Source organism: Kribbella sp. C-35 (genome assembly GCF_046549195.1).
In the GTDB taxonomy this organism is placed as follows: domain Bacteria; phylum Actinomycetota; class Actinomycetes; order Propionibacteriales; family Kribbellaceae; genus Kribbella.
In genome coordinates, this window is record NZ_JAJPWG010000003.1 from 568,547 (window position 1) to 592,032 (window position 23,486).

A 23,486-nucleotide genomic window follows, 5' to 3' on the forward strand; every position below is an offset into this window, starting at 1 on the left:
CAACGTCGACGCCTTGGTCTGGTTGGTGTCGCAGCTGCTGGCGGATGCCAAGCACTTCTTCCGATCGTTCACCGTCAAGGAGCTAGGCCGACTGATGACCGCACGCCCCACCGAACCACTGATCAGCACCCACGAGATGCGCATCTACAAGCGCTACTTCGACCTCATCGCCACCGGCCGAAAAACCACCGAGATCCGGGTCAACGACTCCAGCCGCAAGAACATCAAACCCGGCTCCCTGATTCGGTTCCGCTGCCAAGGCGACGAAGTGCTGACCCGGGTAACGAGGGTCGCCCCGTACACCGACTTCGACGCAATGTTCGACTCCGAATCAGTCGCCGCCGTCAACCCCCTCGCCACGCGGGAAGAGCAGCTCGCCAACATCCGCGAGATCTACCCTCCCGAGCGCGAAGCCCTGGGCGTGGTTGCCATCGGCATCGAGCTGGTGAAGCCCTGATGCGGGGTCCGGTCCGTTATGGCCACGGGCCCACTGACCATGGGGAAGCCACACCGGCTGTTGCGGACCAGGCCTAGCAAGATGACCCGCGATGAGTGGCCCAGACCAGCACCTCGTCTGCTACCAGCAGGCGGGTCCCCTAGCCCCGCACAAATGCTCATACCGCGGAGCCAGTATCGCCGCGGGCCGAGGCTGAGCTCTGCCCGGTACCGTTGAAGGATGAGCCGTCCCACGTTCATCCGGCAGGTGACCTCGTCGACGACGTACCACCCGGACGGCAGCGTGGACACCACGAAGGACCCGGCCGTGTGGACGCTGGCTCATCGTGGCTACGGCGGATCTGGAAGGCTGGATGTGTGGGTCTATCCGACCAAGGCGGACGCGCTGCGCGAGGGAGCCGCTTTGGCGATGGCGTGCGGCCTGGACGAAGACGAGCGGGCCGTGAAGCTGTTTGAGGCAAAGCGCTACGACCAGGTTATGGAGCGGTATGAGGCCACCCACCCCGACACCCACCTGCTGCGTGTCCAGCCGGCCTTCCTCCAATACCCCGGCTGAGACTCCCGAAGGCTGGTCCGACAGTCCGACCGGTTGCGGCGGCCTGGTGGTGTCGCGCTGACAGTTGGCCTGGGCGGCGTCAGGATCGGTCGGTATTACCAGTCGTCGAGCAGCACGACGCAAGGCACTAGAGCAGCGGGCAGCACGGTCGTCCCGCAAGGCGATCTGTGCCGACTCGCCAAGTCCCGTTCCTGCCAACTGCAGATGGGGGGGTGCCCCAGGAGGCGCCCGGAGCCAGCCACGCGAGACTTGTCTGCCCCACTGGAACACTTGCCCTACACGTGACGCGCCCACTTGATCGACTCGCTGCAAATGCATCGCACGATCACGCCGACCGGTCGAGGTCAGCCCCAGAAAATGTTGGTGGGGTCGCGTTCGATCTCAGTCAGTAGGTCTTCGATGCCCTGCGACGGGGGGAGCCGGTCGTAGGTATGGAAGCGCTGGTGCTGGTCAGCCCAGTACAGCGTCCAGGACTTGTCGGTGGCGTTGTAGCGCAGGCGAGCGATCGCGGAGCTCGTCCAATCTGGCCCGAGGTCCTCGCGCCACGGCGGGCGTCGTTCCACGATCGTCAGATGGCGCGGGGCGTGCTCGCACTCGATGCGCACCTGGTCGCGAGCGTGCTCGGGGACCCTTGCGGCGCACCATCGCTGTACGCGTGCAACATCCAGTTCAGGAAGAGCCATTCAGATCACCAGTCGTCGGGTGGCTGGAGCCGTGCTTGTCTGGTCAGCGGCTTGGCCGATCGACGTGTGGAGCACGGCCGGTTGGTCGACACCCCTGCTGGAAGCATGCAGGTCGGCGACATTCGTACCAAACCCTACCGACCACGGCCGGTGGGTCTGGCACCGACTGATGCGGCGCCGTCACTCTGGCTCCGGCAACGGGACGGATTGCGTTGGCACCGCAGCGATGCCTGTGCTGTCGACCGATCGTTCGACAGCCTCTGACGAGAAGCTGGCAAGCAACTTCGCGAGTCGGGAGTGCTGACGGTGTCGATCGGCAGCGCCGGCTGGTGGGGCGTCTCCGAGGATCGAGTGGACGTGGATCTGGTAGCGCTCCCTGTAGGCGGCGATCTCGCGGGCGAGGTCGGCGAGTTCATCGGCTGGAGGCTCACCGGCTGCGTGGCCCAACTCGCGGTACCAGGCGGGTGGATGGGCGAGCAGCTGCTCGGCGAGCCAATTGGCGCGTTCGATGATTTGGGATTCGAGTTCGCGGAGTGGGGCGACGAGTGTGGGGTCGCTGACGTGCGTGGCTGGGGTGATGAGGCCGAGGATCTGTGCGGGGTGGTGGCCGGTCTTGTGTAGTGATCGGGCGGTCAGGCGGTGGACTCTGTGGTGGATGACGGCGGCGAGGTCGTCAGCAGTTGTGAGCTGTGATTGGCCGACGGCGCGGTGGAGTACGTCGGTGATGTCTAGGCTGGCGTTTTCGGCGCGGCGGAGTTCGGCGATGAGTGGGCCGTAGGCGGGGGAGGCTTGGAGTGCGGCTTGGTCGGCTGGGTCGAGGCCGGAGGTGGCGATGGCGGTCCGATAGCGGTTCTTGGCGTCGAGTTGGCAGAGGTGTTCGTGGATGGGGATCAGCCGGTCGAGGCTGGTGGCGTTGTCGAGTTCTTGGCGCATGACTTCGTGGGCGGATTGCTCGACGCCTGGGTCTTGGAGGACGGCTTCGAGGACGTCCTGCATGGTCTGTTCAGTGTGGGGCTCATGGAGATCGGTAGCGGTTTGGTGGGTGGCTACGTAGGCGTTGTTGGCGTCGCGGCCGCGGGTCATGCCGACGTACATCAGGGCCCGGGTGAGCTGGTCGGTGACCAGTAGGTGGGCCGTGTCGACGGTGGCGCCTTGGGCTCGGTGGGCGGTGGTGGCGTAGGCGAGTTCGACGGATTCCTGGACGTATACATTGGGGAGGGTGACGGTGTCGCCGGTGTGGTTTTGGACGGTGAGGGAGCCGTCGGGCCAGCGGTGGATGACGGTCCAGTGGTCGCCGTTCTTGACGAATTGGCGGTGGCCGTAGGGGAGGCGGCGGTTGTTGAGGCGGGTGACGATGTGGTCGCCGAGGCCGACGTGGTTGCCGTTGTGGAGTTCGATGCCGTCGGGTTCGACTTCGCCGGTGGTGATGCGGTCGAGGCGGGCGCGGGCGTTGAGCCGGGCGACGGTGGTGTTGTCCGCGGCGATGAGCAGGCTGGGTTTGCCGTGGTGGGTGTCGGTGAGCCAGGCCTTGTAGGCGGCGTCTTCCATCGCCTCTGATGAGCCCGCGGTCAGCCGATCGTGGTTGTCGTAGGCGTCGATCGCGGTGAGGTCTCCGCGGCGTAGGGCAAGGCTGGCGTCGCGTTCCCAGGGGCTGGTGAAGCGCCAGACGTCGGTGAGTTCGGCAGCCTCCGTGTCGCGCGCGATGAGCCGGAAGGCGCCCCCTGTGTCGGCGGCGGAGCTGTGCGTCGTCGCCAACGAGGAGAAGTTTGGCACCAGCGGTGTTGGCGGCGCGGGCGATTGTGGCGAGTTCCATCGTGCCGGCCATGGAGGCCTCGTCGACGATGACGAGCTGGTTCTTGTGGAAGCTCCATCGGTCCTGTTCGGCGTGTAGCGCGGCAAGCTGTGCAGCAAGCCGTTGCTGACGCCGTCGACGGTGCGACCGGTCGGCTAGGCGTACGGCGTACGACGTCTGCTGGATCTGGTCGCGGCGTTGTTCGGCGCCGAGGCCGGCGGACTCGTAGATCCATTTCGCGATGTTCTCGGTGGGGGTGCCGATGGCGCCGGACAGGATGGTTGAGGCAGCTGACGATGGCGCGAGGGCGATGATCGACCCGTCGCCGTACCTGGCTTCCCAGCTGGCGGTGAGTGCGGAGAGAAGGCTGGTCTTGCCAGTGCCGGCCGGTCCGATGAGGGCTTCGAGCTTCTGGCCGCTGGCCGCGATTCGCGCGATCGCGGCGGCTTTGTCAGGGCTGAGGCCGGCGGTGTAGATGGTGGCTGGGGCGATGGTGGGTCCGGTGGTGTCGCGGGCGAGGTCGAGCAGGACTGCTTCGGCGCCGAGGATGACGGGTGAGGTGTAGATCTGGCCGTTGTGGATGGTGAACACGTCTTCGCCGCTGGCGCGGATGACAGGGGTGGTGACCAGGTCGGGTGCGGTGAGGGTGATCGAGTGCTGTTCGGCGCGTCCGACGATCGCCTGCAGCGCAGCGAACCGGTCGCTGGTGCTGACAAAACGGAGGAGTCGGGTTTGGCGTGCGGCTTCGGCGAGGAGGTTCCAGCGGGTCCACGTCGCGCGTTTGGTTTGCAGTGTCAGGACGGTCGCGGCGCCGTACGCGTCGAGCGTTTCCGGGCTCAGGTCTGCGGCTGCCAGAGGACGCTCGCCAGCCGCGTTGAGCGATCGTTGGATGGCGGCGACGGCGTCGTGTCCGATGGCCTGGTCGGCGCGTTTTCGCCACTGCGCCATGAGCACGGCGAGGGGTTGGGCGTGGTGCTTGGAGGGGCGGTTCATGAGGGTTGCTTGCTGCCGTAGGGCGTACATTTCGCGGCGGTCGTGTGGCCGGATCTGGTCGTCGCGGTCATCGAGAAGTGCGTTGAGGTTGGCGTCGATCTGTGCCGTTCTGGCGGAGAACTCGCGGATCAGTTCGTCGGGAATCGCGTCGATTTCGAACGCCGGATTGCGCCGGGAACCGCGTTCGCGCAGCTCCCAATTCACCCCGAGACGGCGGGTGAGATGGTCGGCCAGAAGCACGTTGTGGATCTCCGACATCGCCACCGCGGCCCGGTACAGCACACGCCCATCCAGGGTCCGCCAGGCGCCGTCCGGGCCCTGGACACGGTTCGCGACCACCACGTGAGTGTGCAGTTGCGGGTCGCCGCTGCGACTGTTCCAGTGGTCGTACGCCGCCGCGATCACCCCGCGAGTGTCCAGCTGCGCGATGCCGCCATCGCCGCTCCTGGTGAACGCCGCATGCTGCTCGATCAGCGACACCAAGTCGGCGACAGCCGCGTGATGCGCAGCGACGATCTGCTCCTGCGTCCCCACATCGGCAGTCGCCCATAGCGCCGAAACCGACTTCACCGGCGAGAACGTGAGGTCGAACCCAGCGACCGCCTGCCGCGACTTCTTCCGCATCTCTTCCCGCCGGATCTGCGCCACGGCGTGCTCACGTTCGGGGTCCGGCAGCGCCGGGTCGAGTTCGCGGATCCGGTCGCGGATGCGCTCCTCCGGGCTCTTGAAAACGCGGTACGGCTCGCCAAGTGCCCGGCCGGTCAGCGGATCTTCCGCGCGCCCGAACAGCGCGGCCATCTGCGCCTCGGTCACCTCGCTCCCCGGGACCAGCTCGCCATCGCCCAGACCGCCAAGGCTCTGACCAATCCAACGGCCATGTGGGTATCCCGACGCGGTGTAGTACGCCGTCAACGGCGTCGCCATCCGCCGATCAACATCACCAGCGGCGACATGCCGAAGCAGATACAGATAACCTTCTCCGGCATTCATCCGGTGGATACTCAGCACAGTCGCCCGCCGGGAACGAGGCTGTTCAGTGGGTCTGTCAGATAGCTCATGCAAGCTCAACGGCTGAGCGCTCACAGGCTTGATCGCGACGGCTCTCGCGGGGGTCGCCCCGAGCATGCAAGAGGTGTGCTCGGATCGAGGCTGTCGTAACACGGCCAGCGACGCTCGTCGGCTCGCGACGGCGTTGCTCCGCCTGGATTCAGCGCCGTTACTATTCACAGAGACCTGACGGAATCGCGCCATTTGCGGTGGTTGAGGCGACGAGACAGTTGATGTACTCGGCCTCGAACTCGCTATCAGATTTGTGGCTACCCGCCGAGGAACTCGGGAGGGTCAGCGGTCGCGCCAGGCGAGTGGTGAGGTTTGAAGAGCTGCTTCGGCAAGGCGGCGACCGAAATCGGTTTGGATTCGGGCGCGGGACGACTCGATCCAGCCTGTGACGCGCTTGTAGCCGGCTTCGCCGTACTCGACGGCCTGCATGAGGCATTCGAGGCGATCGGCGTCTTTGGCGCAGCGTGCCTCGATCGTCTCGGCGGCCTCGTACTCGGTGACGGCTTCCCTGATGCTCTTGGCGGCCGCCTCCGGAAGGACTGCGACCTGGTCCTCGGTGATGCGTTCGTTGCTCGCGACATCCATGTACGGCTTGGCGCTGTGCGGGATATCGCCGATGCGGGTCTCCTGGGAGTCGTGCCACATCCCGAGGTACGCCGCCCGCGCCGGATCGCCGCCCTCCTCGCTGGCGATCAGCGCCGCGAGCTGGGCAACGCGCAGGCTGTGCTCTGCGACGGACTCGGGGTCGCGGACGCCGACATGCCACCATCCAGACCGACGGAGCCGCTTGAGTACACCCATCTCGTAGGCGAAGGCAGCGACTCCTGCTGCGTCGCGGTCGGTAGTGTCACGGGTCACGATTACTCCGTTCGATCAACAGTCGGCCACCCGCACCGGAGATTGTTCAACTCTACGGTGCTACTGCGAGCGGGGCTGTCGTCCAGCGCTGCTTCGAGCCGCTCGCCGGTATGTTGTCGTAGGGCTCTGCCGTACTCGCACGCACTGGCTTGATCGAGCTCCTCGGTTCCGGTCTTGCTCCATTGGATGAGGGCAGAGTTGCACCACGCTGTTGACGGTGCTATGAGGCGCGAGCTGTCGATCGGCAGCCAAGGTGACTTGCCTGCGCTGTCGACGTGGATCGAGATCCGCGAGAAGGCCGGAGTACGGAGCGGTCGAGGCTTGGCTCTTTGGTAGTCAGCGGGTGCAGGTCAGTTTCTGTCCGATGCCGCCGGCAACGCAGCCCTGCACCCAGCTAATCGGGTCTATCTCGGTGTTGGGCCATTGGTGGCAAGGGACCACCCCCGGGTCCAGGAGGCGTTGCCCGGGGAACATAGCTCGGATCTCATCGAGGGTTCGGAACCAGCCAGTTCCGAACGAGCTGTTAAGCAGATGCTTCTCGATGCGGCGCAACGCGCCGCTCGCGACATCCTGTGGGTCGAGGAAGTGGGAGATCACCGTGCAAGAGCCCGGTGCCGCGGCGTCGATGTACGTCTGCATGATGCGGGCCACGTCGCTGGCTGAGCCCGAGCGATGGTGGAGGGTTGCGGCCTGGATGATCGCGACCGGCTCAGACCAGTCGATGAACGAATTGACCTCTTTGGACTCCAGCATGTCGTCGGGCGTAAAGATGTCGCCGTCCACCACGCGTACCTGCTCGTTGGCAGAGACAAAGGAGTGGGCGTGCGCCAGCACCTCCGGGTCGTTGTCGACGTACAGCACTTTCGCGGCGGGATTGATCGCCTGAACGATCTCGTGGACGCGATGGCCTACCGGCAGTCCTGGGCCGCAGTCGACGAACTGGGTGATGCCGGCAGTGCCTGCGAGGTGCTGGCAGGCGCGGAGAAGGAAACCCTGGCTGGCGACTGCCAGGTCCCGGAAGCGTGGGGCGATCTCCTTGATGCTGAGTATGAGCGTGCGATCGACTGCGAAGTGGTCCTTGCCGCCCTGCGCCAGGTTCCAGAACCTAGCGTCGCTCGCGTTGCTGAGGAATTGCGCCACGAAGCTGTCGTGCGAGATCGGTTCGCAGTCCGTCATCGCCGGCACGGGGCTCCTTTCGCTCCGAGAATTCTTGACAGGATCTGTGCCGGTGAGCGACCTGGCAGAGCCAGTCGTCGCTCACCGGCCTTCTTGGAGTCCCGGCTTCGGGCCGGTGGTTGGATTCGATCCGCCCCACAGGGGAGAGCAGATCGCCAAAGGGCTCCAGATCGAGGCGCTGAACCGAGGCGTGCGGACGCGCCAGGATCGAACTGTGGCCGTTCAGCGTCAACTCTGATCGCCGTCGAACCGACAGCTAGAGGTCTTCGTCGCGCCAGCGGCGGAACCTGCTGTTGAGTCGCTCCAGGCACCGCTCAAGTCCGCGCTGCAGACCGCAGCGCGTGGCCTGACGGTCGATGAGACCGGCTCGTATCAACAGGTGCGGTGCCGGTCGAGCGTCCCCGGGATCGGCCGGTTGTGAGGGACGTATCAGTGTCGTCATTGGTTTCACCGCTCCATCACTCGTGGTGTCGAGTCACCCAGTGAAGCAGCGAACGTTCCATCATGCAACGTTTCATAACGGCGCGTTTCGTCGTACTCTGTCTCCAGGTCGGCGCGGATAGCGATCGGTCAACGGGGTCCGTTGTAGGGTTCTGGTCGCTGAGAAACGAGGTCAGATGACGCTGGAATCAGCCATCGGTTCGGTGGTCCCGCGGTACCTGCTCGGCCGGCACCTGCGAGAGCTTCGTGAGGCTGCAGGTCTGTCTCTCCGTCAGGCGGGGTCAAGGCTGGAGATGTCGGCATCCACGGTCTCGCGACTGGAGAACGGCGAGTCTCCAGTGCGGAGCCTGGACGTCGAGCAGGCATGCAAGGTGTACGGCGTAGCCGACGCCGAGCTGGTGCGCGCCTTGATGGATCTGGCGAAGGAGACCAGGGCGGCCAAGGCGAAGAACTGGCTGAGCTCGTACGCAGACCTGGTGTCGGACAACTTCGTCCTCTTCACCGGCTTGGAGGCATCCACGTCGTCCCTGGCCCTCTACGAGACGGACCTCATCCCCGGCCTGTTACAGACTCGCGACTACGCGAAAAGCATCATGGGAGACGAGCGCTTCACCCGCTCGGACATCGATCCTGATGTGCTCGAACGCCGGTTAGAGATCCGGCTCAACCGGCAACAGATCCTGGACCGCGAGTCGGGCGCGCCCAGACTCGCCGTCGTACTGAGCGAAGCAGTGGTCCGCCGGCGTGTCGGTGGTGCCGAGACGATGGCAGAGCAATTGACCCACCTACTGGATATGGCTCAGCGCCCAGATGTTGCGATCAGGATCATGCCGTTCGACGTTGAGGAACACGCCGGCATGACGACCGGGCCGTTCGCCCTGCTGGGCTTCCCGTCCCGCGGTCCGCTGGTCGAGTGGTCCGGTGCCTACGTGGACGGCTTCCTCGGGTTCTTCTGGTCGGACAAACCCGACGAAGTCGAACTGCTTCAGAAGGCCTGGGTGAATCTGTGGGAGACCGCCCTCGACGACGCGAGGTCCGCTGAATTCATCAAGCACAGACTCAGCCAACTCCAACCGAACGCCTGACCCAGCGGGGTCAGCGCTGGTCGGCTGGCGCGAAGTAGTTCGTAAGCATGTCGGTGGTCCAGGCCGGCTGGTGGGTCTCGCCCCGCGGCCCGAACTCATCGAACCAGGGCTTGATGTCGAGGACAGGCGTTCCGTCGACGGCGTCGAGATCCTCGACGTGCAGGTCGAGCCCATCGACTTTGACAAGTCGGCAGCGAGAGATGCCGAGCCAGTTGACCCTGCGCATGTTGCGGTGACCGAACGCACCAACCTCGGGCCAGGCCGGGTTGTCTCTGGGGCGGCGGGCGCCGAGGTTCAGATCGGTCTGGTCGGAGAGGTGAAAGAAGAACACGACCTCGAGGTGTGAGAACGCTTCGAGGCCGGCGGTGGATCGTTCGTCGAATCGCTCGTTGTTGATGCGCAGGATGGAGCGGGTACCGCCCCAGTAGTCATCGGTAGGTTCGTTTCGGCCACCGATGACCTGGGCAACGGGTTCGATCGTGAGAGGACTCGGCGTCATCGGGACGTCCTTTGATCTGTGGGTGGTGAACAGGGGGTCATCTCGGCGCGGAGGCGAGGTAGCGTGCGGCGCGATGATCGAGCTCGGCAGCGGCTGGGATGCCGCGGGCCCGGAACGGCGACAACGCCGATCGCATGTCGACGACAGTTTGACGCGTGCGGCCAGAGTGCACGCCGTCCATGGCGTCGAGAGCCGCCGACCAGGTTGAGCAGGCTTCGTCGATCGCACCCTGACGCGCCTGAACTGCTCCGAGGTACCCCAGGGTCACAGCGTGCGTCCGGGTAAACGTTGCCGCCTTCCGCGTACGGACGCTGCGTCTGAACTGGGTGGTGGCCGCGGCCAGATCGCCGAGGTCGCGCAAAGTGCACGCAGTTTCGTGGGCAAGGCTGGCCTCGCCGAAGAAGAAGACCCGGCCGGGCTCGTCGTCACCAGAGCCAGCGGCGGTCAGGTTGTCCTCGGCGCGCAGGAGCGCTTTCGTAGCCGCGCTGCCTTGACCGTCAGCCGCAAGAGCCCTGGCCTGGACGACCTCGAGCAGAGCGCGTTCCCTGGGACTGGCCAATGTCGATCGTGTCCCCGACAGCGACGCCTTCGCCAATTGCACTGCTTGTCGTGAATGGCCGAGATCCACAGCCTGGTGTGCCATCGCGCGCAGGACATGGCCGGCCAGGGGTGGATCGTCGGCCTCTGCAGCGAGTTGGACGGCGACGGTGAAGTACTTCTGCGCGGTTGCGTGCTCGGCGTTGTCGAACGCCATCCAGCCACTGAGGTACGCAAGTTCGCCCGCTGTGGCGAACAGGCCGCGGCGAATCTCGGCGCTCGCGTGGGCGGCTCTCAGCGCGCTGGCGACGTCGGATGTCAAGTACTGCACGACTGCTGTGCGCGCATGCCCGCCGCCACGGCGCTGGTCGATTCGGGTGAACATCTGCGCCATCTCCCGGATTGCTTCCAGGTCACCGGCGCCGATCAATCGTCCGCTGCGCGCAGACCGCTGGGCTCCTCGGTGCGCCATGGTTTCCCACCAAGCCTGTGAAGGAACCGCCAGTGCGGCTACGGAGTAGCCGGCGGCTCGCAGGACTGACCTGCGCTCGATGTCCACGTTGCCTCTTCCCAGATCGGCGAGCGCTGTCAGCGTATCTGCGGACCAATCCGGTGCTGCAGGTGCCCGCGGACCGGACAGGCCGACCTGGTCGAGAGTGATGACCCTGCCGAGGCGGCGCGAAAGTGCCTCCACCAGGATCGCTGGGGCGTCACCCGACGGCGTCGACCCTGCGACCCAGTGGGAGACGTGGGATCTGCCCACCGAGACCAGGCGCTCGTTGCCGGCTTCGGTGGCCACCCGGCCTACCGCCCGTGCGAGTTGGGCATGCGACCAGCCTGCCTCCGCGATCACCGCGGCGAGCTTGGAGTTGCGGCGCGGTCCGGCGCTCGACGTTCCCGTTCGCTCGTTCACCACTTTCACCACTCTCGGCCCCAGAACCGGTATCCCACCCACGGTAGCTAGTGATTCGCTCATCGTATCCGCACCGAAGCAGCAGGAGGGCCCGAGAGTGCAGCTAGAGCACGTCGCGCGGCACGTGGCACGACCAGATCCGCAATGGTGGACCTCGGGCGTGCACGCGGGTCGGCTGCTGCGTGACTGCTTGGCTGAGCAGGACATTCGGACGCTGTTCTTGTTCCTGCGCGATCACGGCTACAGCAGGAGCGCGCTCGCTGCTGCGTCCGGTCTCGCGGAAACCCGGGTCCGGAGTATTTCCCAGGGCAAGCAGGTGGTGACGTCGTACGACGTACTGGTGCGTATCGCGGATGGGTTTGGCATCGACCGCGGTCTGCTGGGTGTGGGGTCTCATGTGCGGAGCGGTGAAGCCAAGAGGGATGGCAGATTGCGCGACCCGGGCGCAGCGCCAGGGTTCGTCGGATCGCTCGCCGCCCTGGCCGTTGGCCCGGTCCCGGCCGAGCTGAATGGGTACGTCGACGCCAGGCAATCCACCGCGACCAGCGTTCCATCGCGGGTGACTGCAGCCCACGTCGATCTGGTCCGCGTGGTTCGTGACGAGCACCGACAGATCGATGCCGCCCATGGCGGCGGGTCCTGCCGGGACTCCGCGGTCAGCTACCTCGCATGGGCGAATGGCATGCTGGCCAGCCGGTTCGAGACGGAACGAACCGAGACAGACTTCAAGGCCGCACTGTCCGACATGTACCAGGTTGCCGGATGGGCAAGTCACGACCTTGGGGACCACGGAGCGGCCCGTCACTACCTAACTGCTGGGCTTGTCCTTGCGCGGGAGATCAACGAACTCGCTCTGATCGCTGGTGGTTTCTACCGCCTTGGCCGCGTCTCGATCCACCAAGGTCGGGCCCAAGAGGCGCTGCGGCTATGGCAGCTCGGGCAGATCGTGGCGCAAGACAGCGGAAATCTCGCAGCAGTCGCTGTCTTGCACGCGAATGAAGCCTGGGCCTACGCCATGCTTGGCGCCGCGGACAGGGTCTCAGACTCACTTGCACGTGCTCAAGACGAACTCGGGCGAATTGACGAAGACACGGTCCCGTCGTGGGCTCGATTCTTCCTTGCGCCTGCAGATCTGGACGGTATCTCGGGGGTCATCTACGCCTGCCTGGCCTCCCACCCAGAGCATCGGACCCGGTTTGCGCCGCGCGCGATCGAACATGCAGAGCGCTCGTACGCGACGAGGGGCGCGGGGGAGGAGCGGAGCCGCACGTTTGACGCGATCAGCATCGCCACCGGCTACGTCCTCGACGCACAGCCAGACCGTGCGGCGGCGGCCGGGCATCAGGCTGTCGACATGGCCATGGCCACTGACTCGGTTCGCGCCGCCGATCGGTTGCAGGCGATGGTGTCCCTGGCTCGTCCGTACACAACCCACGACGGGGTGGGCGGGGTCCTCGAGCGTGTTGGTGCATTGATCAGCGGCTAGCTTCTACGGCGTGACAACTCTCAGCAGCGGCGAACGCGACCGTCTCGACACTGCTCTGCGCGACATCGCCAGCGCGGCAGGGATCGACCCCGCAGGCGCCGTACTGCTCCGCTACACGATGAACGCCGTCTACAAACTCCCCGCCGCCAACCTGGTGCTCCGCGTCGCTCCCGTGGCCAATCGCCTCACCGTCCGCCGCGTCACCAAGATCGCCCACCGGCTGGCTGAACTAGACCTGCCTACCGTCCGGCTGGCGCCCGGACTGCAAGAGCCGATCGAGACCTCAGGTTGGGCCGCCACCGCCTGGATGTACCTCCCGCAGATCCCCGGGCAACGTCACCGGCATGCCGAACTTGCCCGTCCGCTGCTGGCATTCCACTCGCTCCACGATCTCGGATTCCCCCTCCCACAATGGGATCCCATCAGCCGCGCGGAGTCCCGCCTCGAGACCGCTGCGGCAGCTCGGGACGGCGAACTGGACTACCTGCAGACATGGGCATCAGACCAAGTCGGGCTCGCATTGAGCGATCTCGTCGGCTGGCTGCGAGACCGCGTCCGCTCGGTTCGGGCCGCTACCGAGTCGACCGAGTGGCTCCTGCCCACGGCCGTTATTCACGGTGATGCGCACGTCGGCAACCTGCTCACCGACGCTCGCGGCCAATCTGTGCTTTGCGATCTGGACTCGGTGAGTATCGGCCCGCCTGAATGGGACCTCGTCCCGGCCGCCCACGGCGTGGAGCGGTTCGGAGATCCGCGTGAGCAGTACGACGACCTCCGTGCGGCGTACGGCTTCGACCTGCTCTCCTCGCCCACTTGGCCGATCCTGCGGTCGATCCGCGAGCTCCAGATTGTCACCAGCGTGATCGGCGGGCTGCCCGGCCGGCCCGACGTCGCTGATGAGCTGGCTCACCGGCTACGCAGCCTGATCGCGGGCGATGCGGCTACTTGGCACCGCTACCAGTAAGGCGGCGCAGCGGTGGGGGTACATCGTAGACCCCCACGCTGGGCTGAACAACTCCGCGTGTGCCGGTCGAAACTCGGTGATGTAGGCAACGATTCGCCTACATGGGCTGGGGCTTCAGCCTCACTGCCCTCGCCCGAGACCCATTCGACTGAGAACGGGGATGTTCATGATCGGCTGTTGGCTCCTAACGCACGCGCACACGACGGTCCTGTACGCACTCATCGGCATCGCGGTGGCTGCGTACGCCGTGATGCTCCGTGACATCGCGCAGGAGGTCCGCGGGTGACGACAGTCCCCGAGCCTTTGGCCGATCCCATGCCGCAACGTCGTGTGCGGGTCTGGTTCGGCGATCACGTGATCGCCGACTATTTGGTCGGGCCCGACTTGGCCGAGCGGTACGCCGCGGCATCTTCCAGGCGATTCGGTCTGCCGGTGACGGTCGACCTCGTGTCCGGGCCGATCTGGATCGACGGCGGGCAATGAGGTGACCGGCGCTGCCCGACCGGCCATGCTCGGCTACTTCGTCGAGACCTTCCTGATGACGCCGACCGAGCAGGACCGAGCTCGCAACCTGCTGCTCGGGTTCGCAGACCGCGCGGGTTCACAGATGACGGCGATATACATGGAGGCGCTCGACTCCCAGCCGGCGGCGATCGAGGCCTTGATCGAAACAGCGCGCCGAGGAGACGTCTCGGCGGTCGCAATCACTGCCGCCGATTCAATCGCAGCGCAGTACCGCCGTGAACTCGAGGACGCCGGAGTCCGACTCCTAATCGCGCGCGACTCGCCCTGAGCAGGCGAGGCCGAGGCTCCTCAACGCCTCCTCCCTGCGGCCGACCTCACGACCGCGGGTAGGCCTCGGCCTCGCCACTGTCCGGAGTTCCTCGGTCCCGGGATCCCCGCACGCCCCTGTGCACAAGCCCGGGACCGAGGACTCCACCTTGAGCCGGCTGGCTCCCGTCGTGAACACGGCCTGCGGGAGCCAGCCGTTCCAACCCCGAGTCAGCCGGGTTCCTGGCTGGCCTACCCGCTCCGAGCGAAAGGGAAGCAAATGACCGACCTCACCACCGCCGTCTGGCGGAAGGCTACCCGCAGCAACAACAGCAACAACTGCGTCGAGGTCGCGCTCATGCCGGACGGCGGTGCGGCGGTCCGCGACAGCAAGGAACGGGGTCGCGGCCAGATCCTGCGCTTCACCGCCGGCGAGTGGGCGGCATTCACAGAAGGCATGAAGGCAGGAGAGTTCGACGCTCGTGCCTGATCGCTCAATCGCGCGGCTTATCAATCCGCACCAGCGATCACTGCCCGTGTGGGCCTCACGGCGGATACTGTTCGTAATAGTTCTGCTACTTCGAGTTTGCGTTCGCGTGGATAGGGGATGGCTGTGTCCGAGCTGAGAGGTCGTCGTGGCGGCGACGACCCGAGCAAGGGCACCAGGCCAGGGGATCAGGCAGGCAAAACCGGGCGTCCTGAGAACGAGACGCCTCGGCAGTCCGACGGCGGCGTGCGTGATCAGCAGGTAAGCCGTAGAGATGCTCCGACTCCGGATCGCCACGACGCTGCACATCATGAGGCCCGGCGTCCGTCTACTGCTCGCGAGAAGTCCGAGCAGCGCCTCGATGACGTCAACCTGTCGGGCAATGCTCGCGGGGCATCGGCTGAGCAACGCGATGACTCGACCGCCCCGAACTCCTCTACTGTCGTGTCCCGGGCGTCGGAAAGCAGACAAGAGGACGCGCGGGCGTCCGCTGACCCTCGGCTGAGGGAAGTGCAGGCATCCGAGGCCGACTCAATTGAAGGCGAGACCGCGGACCGTCGATCCTCACACCCACTGACCGCTCGCGAAAAGCTCGAGCAACGTCTCGATGAGATGTACTGGCCGGGGTACTCCAAGTGGTCGTCAACCGAGCGGAGCGATGACGAGTCGACCGAGCGACGACCGGTCGATCCTCCCTCGGCCCCGGCGGCGACGCCGGTCGATGATCGACCCGAGCCGGAGGACCCGTTCGCCTCCTACTCGCCAGAGCTTCGGGCCCACATGCTTCACGACGACACCTTGGCACGCCTCCAGTACATCAGCCCGCCCGCTCAAGAAGCCGAGTCCACCTCCCACGACGCAGATCCTCCCAGTCTGGTTGAGTCGCATGGTGCTGACGAGCGAACGTCAGAGGCGGAACTGCCTGACGACGTAGCGAGCGTCGCGTTGACGGCAGACGACGGCACCACGTCGACGTCACGTCTGGCCAACGAAACCGGCGATCAGCCCGCTGCCAGCTCGCCTGACCAACCGTCCACCGACATCGAGGCTGCCGCAGCCAAGGATCAGAAGCTCGCCGTCGATAGCGTTCCGGCCGGTGGCAGCGACTTGCTCGAAACCGATGACGTTGCTGCTGGCATCGATTCCGAACCGGGGTCTGTTGCCGGCGTCGACGAGGTCGCCGAGCTGGAGCACGAGTTCGTCGACGATGCCACCCCGGAGGAGATGGACCAGTACCGCCGAATCCGGGAAGCTGACGACGTCGACGCGCTCGCGGATCACAGCGGGATGCCGCGTGAGGTCATTGAGGAGGCAAAACAACACCTCTTCCAGCGCCAGCACGACGTGGCAGTTCGCCCGGGCGAAATCAGGCACGGCTACTTCACCCCGGACGCGTTGTACGGCGATCTCTGGGAGCGAGTCGCGTCCGGTGCGGAGTTGACTGACAAGAATCGAGTGGAGTTCTGGTCGTTGCTGGCGCACGAGTACGTCGAGTCAAGGCTCATGGCGGCCGGACTGCCGTATCGGTCGCCAGATCCTAGAGCCTGGGACCAATCGGGGACGCCACTGGCCACCTCTGATTACCCGTCGGCGCACAACACGGCACCATTGAGTGCGCGGTCATCGAGGATGGATTTACTGATTCTTTGGGACTCGTCGTTGGACATACCGAGGGGCGACCTTCGGGTCGCGGAAGACCTGTCGAATCTTGACGAGGTGGTACGTGTGGCGAAGGAAGGGCTGGGATTGTGATGGATACAGGAGCGTGCGAGCGGCTCTTGATGCGTCTTACGGCGGCGAGCTGGGACAACCATGAGGCCGAGGAACGGCACTCCAGATCGCGAGGTCTGCTTGCGCAGGAGTATTTGCGGCGGATGGCGATCTGGGCCGAGGTGCTTGGTGTGCCGAGGCAGTGGCCGTTCTTCGAGTTGGCGGTTGTGTTCGATCCATCGGTCGAGACTGACGCAGGCTGGCTACTGCGCCTGGAGGCTGGGGTCGGGCGTGAGCTCGGAACTCGGACGGAACAGGTGCTTACCGACATGTTCAGGTGGGCTTCTTTGGGTGAGCGTCCGAAGGAGCGGTTTCCTGAGTTCGAGGATCCGTATGAGCCGATGGTGCAGGTGTTCGAGCGCGGCGGCGAGATCTATCCCGGCCACGGATCGATCGAGCTCCTCGCAGCCTCGGTTCCATATCTCGGCATCACCGAACGTCTCGCTCAGCCGCCGTTCCCGATCGACGCCGCCACCTTGGACGAGGTCGATGAGAACGAACGGATCAGGGTCGAGAAGTCACGCGCACGCCGAGCGGCCAAACGTGCGGAGCAAGAGCCCACATTGCACGCCGGTGAGGAGGCCGAGCAACCGTCAATTGACTCTTGATCGACATGCGCGCGTGGTCCGGCTGTGCAGTCATCCGTGCGGAGGTCGGCGCATGGTATCGGCGAAAGAGGAGGGATCGGCGCTTTGACCGATTTGGTCTCGTGTGAGCGACTGCTGGCGCAGCTAGCGCTGTCAACGGCGGCCGCGAAGGACGATTGACGAGGCTGAGGACCTCCACGTTTCGTCGCGCGGGCGGTTGGCGGTTGAGTACTTGCGGCGGATGGCGGTCTGGGCTGATGCGCTGGGCGTTCCCGGGCGATGGCCATTCTTCGATCTGGCCGTGGTGTTCGATCCTTCGGACGAGAGGCTCCGCGTCATTCCGCGCCTCGTGTTGGTGGCTGTGTTGACTCGGCTGCTCGCTGGGCGCGTTGGGCAGCTGCCTGCGTAGGGATTCCTCGGCCTTGATCCGGCAGTCCTCGTCCGGGGCGTCCAAGGTGGCGACGAGGTCGGCGAAGAACTCGTTCCAGGCCGGCCCCGTCTCCGATGTAGCCACCCGCAGTCCCAGGACCTCGCGGTGACCATCGCCGTTGACACCGGAGCCGGACAAGCCCGCGCGGGCTTGTGATAAGACGAGTTCGGTGGAAGACGAACCGCCGTCGCGGGGCGCCGTCGACGAGCGGCCGCAGGACAGGGGCGCCAGCGATGAAGCTGGAGATCAGTCGATGCCCGCTCAGTTCATCGCGCATGTCTTCCGGCAACTACCCATGTGGTATCGCCGAAGTGGCCGGCTACTCGCTGCCCACTGGCTGATCCATGCGCCGGCCTGCCCGGAGCTCCGCATCGCCCCGCTAGCAATCATGGAGGGACTGCCCGCCACGGTGCGCGTCAAGGCGCCCACGGCGTCCCGTCGGGATCTCCGGCCCTTGACGCGTACCTGAGGTCAGCAGCTATCGGGGCGATGCAGTAGGACTGCCCGTTCGCTGACACGCATACTTCAGGCGCGTGGGTGTGGTGCGAGTCGCCATCAATCGCGGACCAACCGCTCGATTCGATCGGCAACTTCAAGCAAGTCCTCGTGCTCCCAGACACGCACCACTATCCAGCCCACTTCCTGCAGGCTCGCAGTGTTCATCTGGTCACGCTCGCGGTTGCGGGCCAGTTTCGGGGTCCAATAATCCGTATTCCGCCCTGGTGAACGACCGTGATCCGGGCAGCAGTGCCAGAAGCAGCCATCTACGAACACAGCGACCCGGCTACCGATGAACACGAGGTCAGGGCGAGGCTTGGCCGCTCCTAGGTCCAGACGAAGGTCCTTCCGGAAACGCAGGCCCCGACGATGCAACTCGGAACGGATTGCTCGTTCAGGTGAGGTGTCTGTTCGCCTAATCGCCGCCATCGTGCGGGAACGGCCAGGTGAGGTTCCCGGTGGACTCTTCGGCACTGAGATCGGCACGAGCGCGCTCCCCTTCCGTGAACATCAGCTCTGACACAAGGCTCTCAAGATCGGAGGGTCCCACGACTCCAACCCGGACCTCCCCCAGAATATGATCCCGTCGTCCCGGCACCAGGACACCTGGCCCAACGGCGAACCCGCTGACACTCTGGAAAGCTGGCATGAGCTGATGCGCATAGAAGACCGCTTGGTAGAGCCCATGTGCAACGTAGCCGGGGTCGAGGCTCTCGCTCGGGAACTTGCACTCGAGCACCAACGCACGATGGCCACGTTGAGCCAGCACCACATCAGGTCTGATATTTCGGGCCCGGAACGGACGCCCGTCAGACATGGTTAGGCTAGCCGCGAACTCCTTATAGTGATCGACGACATCGTATATTGCCCAGCAGTTCGCAGCCTCGCACCATAAGTCCCAGGAACCGCGACCTTGCAGATCGATCGTGTAGACAGGCCCATCCGTCATGTATCCGATCGGACGCAAGCTAGTAATCCGAGCCCCGAGCTTCTCACTGGCTAGCAGAACCGCGCCGAGCACACTTAGCTGAAACAGTGCCTCAGGGAATCCGTCAGGACGCAAGAGACGTCGCGCCATGGCCTCGGCGCCTCCGCGCTCTATCGCGGAGAAGACACCTGCAACCTCAGCGACCACGCTCCACGGCCAGCCTGCGGAACGGACTGCGCGTACGTCGTCCTTTGCTGGCGTCGTCTCGTCAGACTCATCGAGTAAATCCAGGATCGGCAGAGCCTGGACAAGGACGTGCTCGACGTCCGTGGCCAGAGCCTGCACGTCCTCCGCGTATGGCCCGACCAAAGTGCTCGAGGCGTCAAAGGCCTCCTTAAGACGGGTAAGTGTCCACGCAAGGACGCTAAGGGTCACCTGGTCTGTTGAACGATGTCGTCGCCGTATGGCGAAGCTGGCTGGCGGCCAGCCTTTCAGCCGCGTCCGGGGCCAGTCGACACGTGTCTGAGGAGTGTCGGACCAAAAGCGACGTCGCATCGATAGAGTTGGCAGGTGGTCCTGCCAGGCCCTCGCCGATCGTGGCCATCGACGGAGAATCGGGGTGCACTCGAGTAGCAGGATCCGCATAGCCCTGCGCTGAATGTCGTTCGAGGACCACTCGCGATTGACTATGTCAGGAGCCACCGTAGCGACAGCGCGATATAGGTTCCCGACGCCCGACCACTCGGACAACACTCGCAATAGGCCCTCTTCGTGCACCGCAGGCCCGGTCGGTTCGGTCATCTCAGGCCCGCATCGCATGAAGATTATCTCTGACCCACCGCCAATTCTCTGGTGTCAGCGCTTTCATCCTCACAATGCTTCTGCCAAGGTCATCCAGAATATCTGGTTCGTACTTAGCGACCATATTTCCGGCAGATAGGACGTACGCCTCTGCAAGAAGTTCCTCTAGCAGGACAGCTTGTGAATCCTCCGGACTCAAGATCTGGTCCCGGTCCCCTGAGGACGGCAGTCCTTCAACATAGTCAAGCGCAGCGTCAGTCTCAGCCGTATCGTCCCGTTCGCCAACCGCTGCGATAACGGCGGAATCATTGGCATCCTCGCCCTCCGGCGGTCCGGCCATGCGCAACCCGTGCTCTATGTATGCCGGAATGTCCACAAAGAGCCCTGCGCCTAAGTGTGTGTCAGCAACCTCGAGATGGGCAGAGTAGAGCCGGGTGACCCGGTCTTGAAACCAGTCCAGGAGAGACTCAGTGTTCACGTGGCCGGCGACTATGTGTTGGAAGTCTTCAGCAGATGCGGGTGGTACCGGCGCATGCTTGAAGCGTCGACTCAATGCCTGCCCCATCCGAAAAACGCGTTGCGCGTCTACAGCATTGTACGTACCCAGCACACGCCAGTCTGACCCAGCGGCGTACTCGATCGACGGCGGCGTGCGCACCTCTCGCATCTCGCTCTCGGGCTGATCGGTCCAATCAAGGTAGACGGGGACAGCATCCTTGCCCGGCAGGCGACGGACGCCTACTCGGACCCGCTTACCAGATAACCAAGTCAGAACACCGCCCAGCACACGATCCATGTCAGCCCGATTAGTTTCATCCAAAACTAGCCACTGGTTTAGACGAATTGACTGCAGTAGGTCGCCTTCTACACTTTGGATTTCGCCATCGACGACAGTCTCACCAAGTACTAGTTTTTCGAAGGTCCACTCTTCCTCCGGCGTGACCCAGACTGCATCAACCCCCTCACCGGAGAAGCCGAAATGCTCTGGGGTTCGGTCAATCTTGTCGATGACCTGCTCGAGTATCTCTGTCTTCCCCGTCCCGGGTGGGCCAACCAAAAGCACCGCGCGCGAAGACGCGATTGCAACCTCCACCATCCGCTCAATCCGGGCAGCGAGTTGTAGTTCGACTGTTCGCGCCACATGCCGTCTTGTAGCAGCTGCCTCGCGTCGCCGATATCGCTGGAAGGCCTCGTCGCCATCAAGAGCCGCAAGACGCATGGCCTCAAAATCCTCGAGGTCAGCAAAGGGGTTGATACTTCCGTCTCGGCGACCAAGCTCGCTGGCAATCTCCCTCAGAGCGGCCAGAGAGTCACCACCGACCAGGCTGAAATTGTCCGCGGTCTCACCCCTTACCGCGAAGAATGTCGCGATCTCCTTTTTTACGGTGGTGTTCCGGATCATTCTCAGCTTCGCGCCTTGACCGTCGTCGAAGGTTGAGATGTCAAGATCCCTAATGTGGGTAACTGGTTCCGGCATCAGGCCGCGTTCTTCCCAGTCGGCTGAGGTAGCAGATGGCCAACGTTCCAATTCCTGCTTATTCTCACCTGTCAGCATCTCAAGCGCTCGAGAGCGGATCAGCGCGGACGCGCGCCCCATCTGATTGTGATTCTGAGTCCCTTGATAGTTGCTGCCTAGGCCGCATGCGACAAGCTTTAACGACGGAAAGCCCATGATCCGGACGCGCCATCCCCGGTTGCTCCTGGCTTGCGGCATGAGAGACAATAAGTGCAGTTGGATGCTGACATACTGAATGGTCCCAACAGCCTCAGCGTACGCTTCGACGGTCACTCCATTTCGCTGCAGCCATTCTTTGAAGTCGCGCTGGCTCTCCACATTGTACAGATTGCTGTGAGCGCCAACCCCATATTTGTTGACAGTATGGTTTGCAACCCAGACGTCGGGGTCGAACAGCTCACTAATGGCGGGAAGCGCCTCAGGCCATAGCGCTGCGGTCTCCGTCTCCGATCCGGACATAAGGAGGTCTCGAACCGGTGATGGATCCCAGTCTGCGATATCGGCCGGCGCGCCGTGATCAGGCATGAAGCAACGCCTTCAGTGCACGACCCACGGCCTCAGCAAACAATGGGGGTACGGCATTTCCGACCTGCGAACACCTAGCGACGTCAAACTTCCTGCGGGGACCGTTGATCGTATAACGCCCCTTGAACCTGAAGTCATCCGGGAAGGACTGAAGGCGGGCCATCTCGCGGACGGTAACATTGCGTGGTTCGACATAGTGAATGAACTCATCGGGGTGAGTGGTAATTGTTGACACCGGTGCGTCTGGGTCAACCACCACCTTCTTATCCTTCTTTGTTCCCATCGACAGGAGGAACTCCTTGGAGAGGCGTCCCCTGGGCTGGGTCTCCTGAGCCTGCTCATAGAGATGAAGAATTCGCTCCCCGTGCTTCGTATACCGATGCGAATCCGGGACAGCCCCCGAAGGTATACCTCGGCGCATTTCAGTCGCGTATGGTCCGACAGCATCGATGTAAGTAGAGCTGTCGAACTTGGGTGAGTCGGGGCATTCAATCCGCTCATCTTGATTCAGGAGATCTGCGATCGCTTCGGCGGCAGTGACCGGTCGATCAACAGGCAATCCGTGCGTCATGAGGTGTTGCTCGCGCACTTTCTCGAGATGCTCAAAGAAGTCGGACGGGGAGATGTCAAGTTCTGATCGAACTCCAACAATAATCGCCCGCCTGCGGATTTGAGGTACGCCGAAGTGGCTTGCATTGGCAATGCCGAATGCTGCGCTGTAACCAAGCTGCCCCAAGGCTTCGACCACCTCAGCAGCGACAGACACCTGAGCGCCGTCACGCGGCCGGGACTTGAACGGTCGAGTGATTCCTTCAACGTTCTCGATCAGCGTCACCTTGGGCTGAACCAACTCGACAAACTCGAGGAGTCGATGGACCAGGTGATTCCGCTCGTCTGCTCCGTTGCGCGCGCCGCCAACTGAGAAGCCCTGACAAGGGGGACCTCCGGCGACGAGCGTGATCTTGCCCCGAAGGTTGAGAAGTCGCTGTCGATTCGAAGGCTCACTCAAGAAGGCGTCGATGTCATGGGGCGATCGGTCGACCCAAGATGGCCACTTCTGGTAGGCCAGGTATGGAGCACCGTCGGCCACAAGGTTGCTGTGCAGTGTGTCGAACGCCATGGGGTCGCGCTCGATCGCGAACAGACCGTCCCAACCCGCCCTATGCAGGCCCAAGGATAGGCCACCACAACCCGCAAACAGGTCGATACTGGTCAGGTCGAGTTCAGCCATGCTGACGCATGCTCCTTCGCTCGTTGGCCCTGTTCGGCCAGGGCCGATCGGTCGATCTTATTCTCTGACAGGTGAACCTAGCGGAGGCCTCCGACACCCCGGCGCGAGCGGGACTGGCCTAGGCTGCCAGGAGACAAGCCCGTACCGCGCCGCATCCTGAATGGGCTGCTCGGTCACGTGGCGACGGGCGTAAGTGGCCGGCCAGGAACCACGCCGCGATCGAACGAGCCACTCGATGGTCTGGGCGATTGAACATACGGGCGCCCAGTCGCCAGATCTGGTTCGGCGCCATTCCAAGGCCAGACCTGGCCATGCCCCGCGTTGGTGTGCTGTTTACAGCGCCCAACAGTGCCGCATCGCCGAGTCGGGTGGGCTCTCCCATGAGGGACTGAACAACGGGCAGTGACGGAGAGTGAGCGGCGTGCTGCTGACGGCGCGCTGAAG

Annotated in this window: 19 protein-coding genes and 2 pseudogenes; 10 read left to right on the top strand and 11 right to left on the bottom strand. The window is 64.2% G+C overall.

Annotated elements, in window-relative coordinates; translation table 11 throughout:
• Positions 1–25: 25 nt before the first annotated feature.
• Positions 26–457 carry an ASCH domain-containing protein gene (locus ACLJOO_RS22590; RefSeq protein WP_410789262.1) on the top strand — a complete coding sequence of 144 codons (432 nt, stop codon included), beginning with the start codon at positions 26–28 and terminating at the stop codon, positions 455–457.
• 219 nt (positions 458–676) lie between these two features.
• Positions 677–1,012, top strand: a complete 336-nt coding sequence (locus ACLJOO_RS22595; RefSeq protein ID WP_410789263.1) for a hypothetical protein — start codon at positions 677–679, stop codon at positions 1,010–1,012.
• 344 nt (positions 1,013–1,356) lie between these two features.
• Here the strand turns inward: ACLJOO_RS22595 and ACLJOO_RS22600 are convergent, their stop codons facing one another.
• From ACLJOO_RS22600 to ACLJOO_RS22615, 4 genes and pseudogenes are all read right to left on the bottom strand, one after another.
• Entirely contained in the window at positions 1,357–1,617 is a 261-nt protein-coding gene (locus tag ACLJOO_RS22600; RefSeq protein WP_410789264.1) for a DUF3024 domain-containing protein, read from the bottom strand.
• A gap of 258 nt (positions 1,618–1,875) precedes the next feature.
• Positions 1,876–5,731: pseudogene (mobF, locus tag ACLJOO_RS22605) on the bottom strand (MobF family relaxase).
• Between the two features lie 90 nt (positions 5,732–5,821).
• Entirely contained in the window at positions 5,822–6,397 is a 576-nt protein-coding gene (locus ACLJOO_RS22610) for an HD domain-containing protein (protein WP_410789265.1), read from the bottom strand.
• 336 nt (positions 6,398–6,733) lie between these two features.
• Positions 6,734–7,573: an SAM-dependent methyltransferase gene (locus tag ACLJOO_RS22615; protein WP_410789952.1), complete on the bottom strand. Its 840-nt coding sequence runs from the start codon at positions 7,571–7,573 to the stop codon at positions 6,734–6,736.
• A gap of 617 nt (positions 7,574–8,190) precedes the next feature.
• Here ACLJOO_RS22615 and ACLJOO_RS22620 point away from each other — a divergent pair.
• On the top strand, positions 8,191–9,099 hold the full coding sequence (locus ACLJOO_RS22620; protein WP_410789266.1) for a helix-turn-helix domain-containing protein: 909 nt from the start codon (positions 8,191–8,193) through the stop codon (positions 9,097–9,099).
• Positions 9,100–9,109: 10 nt separating this feature from the next.
• Here ACLJOO_RS22620 and ACLJOO_RS22625 read toward each other — a convergent pair whose 3' ends face one another.
• Both ACLJOO_RS22625 and ACLJOO_RS22630 read right to left on the bottom strand, forming a co-directional pair.
• On the bottom strand, positions 9,110–9,598 hold the full coding sequence (locus ACLJOO_RS22625) for an SAM-dependent methyltransferase (RefSeq protein ID WP_410789267.1): 489 nt from the start codon (positions 9,596–9,598) through the stop codon (positions 9,110–9,112).
• A gap of 37 nt (positions 9,599–9,635) precedes the next feature.
• Positions 9,636–11,048 (bottom strand): hypothetical protein, encoded by a 1,413-nt coding sequence (locus ACLJOO_RS22630; protein ID WP_410789268.1) that lies wholly within the window; start codon positions 11,046–11,048, stop codon positions 9,636–9,638.
• A 97-nt stretch (positions 11,049–11,145) separates the two neighbouring features.
• Between ACLJOO_RS22630 and ACLJOO_RS22635 the strand changes: the two genes are divergently transcribed.
• The 7 genes from ACLJOO_RS22635 to ACLJOO_RS22665 all read left to right on the top strand — a co-directional run bounded on the left by ACLJOO_RS22635 (position 11,146) and on the right by ACLJOO_RS22665 (position 17,134).
• The gene (locus ACLJOO_RS22635) at positions 11,146–12,534 is read left to right on the top strand and encodes a hypothetical protein (RefSeq protein WP_410789269.1); all 1,389 of its coding nucleotides are present in this window, start codon (positions 11,146–11,148) and stop codon (positions 12,532–12,534) included.
• Between the two features lie 10 nt (positions 12,535–12,544).
• Positions 12,545–13,498 (top strand): phosphotransferase family protein, encoded by a 954-nt coding sequence (locus ACLJOO_RS22640; protein WP_410789270.1) that lies wholly within the window; start codon positions 12,545–12,547, stop codon positions 13,496–13,498.
• Positions 13,499–13,780: 282 nt separating this feature from the next.
• Positions 13,781–13,981 (top strand): hypothetical protein, encoded by a 201-nt coding sequence (locus ACLJOO_RS22645; RefSeq protein WP_410789271.1) that lies wholly within the window; start codon positions 13,781–13,783, stop codon positions 13,979–13,981.
• A gap of 1 nt (position 13,982) precedes the next feature.
• Positions 13,983–14,291 (top strand): hypothetical protein, encoded by a 309-nt coding sequence (locus ACLJOO_RS22650; protein WP_410789272.1) that lies wholly within the window; start codon positions 13,983–13,985, stop codon positions 14,289–14,291.
• 258 nt (positions 14,292–14,549) lie between these two features.
• Positions 14,550–14,759: a DUF397 domain-containing protein gene (locus ACLJOO_RS22655; RefSeq protein ID WP_410789273.1), complete on the top strand. Its 210-nt coding sequence runs from the start codon at positions 14,550–14,552 to the stop codon at positions 14,757–14,759.
• A gap of 507 nt (positions 14,760–15,266) precedes the next feature.
• Positions 15,267–16,508: a hypothetical protein gene (locus ACLJOO_RS22660; RefSeq protein ID WP_410789274.1), complete on the top strand. Its 1,242-nt coding sequence runs from the start codon at positions 15,267–15,269 to the stop codon at positions 16,506–16,508.
• Positions 16,508–17,134: a hypothetical protein gene (locus ACLJOO_RS22665; RefSeq protein WP_410789275.1), complete on the top strand. Its 627-nt coding sequence runs from the start codon at positions 16,508–16,510 to the stop codon at positions 17,132–17,134. Before ACLJOO_RS22660 ends, ACLJOO_RS22665 begins: the two co-directional genes overlap by 1 nt.
• Before the next feature lie 436 nt (positions 17,135–17,570).
• Here the strand turns inward: ACLJOO_RS22665 and ACLJOO_RS22670 are convergent.
• The 5 genes and pseudogenes from ACLJOO_RS22670 to ACLJOO_RS22690 form a co-directional block, all read right to left on the bottom strand.
• Positions 17,571–17,681: pseudogene (locus tag ACLJOO_RS22670) on the bottom strand (transposase); the annotation flags it as partial.
• Between the two features lie 417 nt (positions 17,682–18,098).
• Complete coding sequence (locus tag ACLJOO_RS22675) at positions 18,099–18,470, bottom strand: very short patch repair endonuclease (RefSeq protein ID WP_410789276.1); 372 nt, start codon at positions 18,468–18,470, stop codon at positions 18,099–18,101.
• Positions 18,457–19,314, bottom strand: a complete 858-nt coding sequence (locus ACLJOO_RS22680; RefSeq protein WP_410789277.1) for a hypothetical protein — start codon at positions 19,312–19,314, stop codon at positions 18,457–18,459. Before ACLJOO_RS22680 ends, ACLJOO_RS22675 begins: the two co-directional genes overlap by 14 nt.
• Before the next feature lie 457 nt (positions 19,315–19,771).
• The gene (locus ACLJOO_RS22685) at positions 19,772–21,811 is read right to left on the bottom strand and encodes an AAA family ATPase (protein WP_410789278.1); all 2,040 of its coding nucleotides are present in this window, start codon (positions 21,809–21,811) and stop codon (positions 19,772–19,774) included.
• Positions 21,804–23,042, bottom strand: coding sequence for a DNA cytosine methyltransferase (locus tag ACLJOO_RS22690; RefSeq protein ID WP_410789279.1), 1,239 nt, complete (start codon positions 23,040–23,042; stop codon positions 21,804–21,806). Before ACLJOO_RS22690 ends, ACLJOO_RS22685 begins: the two co-directional genes overlap by 8 nt.
• Positions 23,043–23,486: the final 444 nt, after the last annotated feature.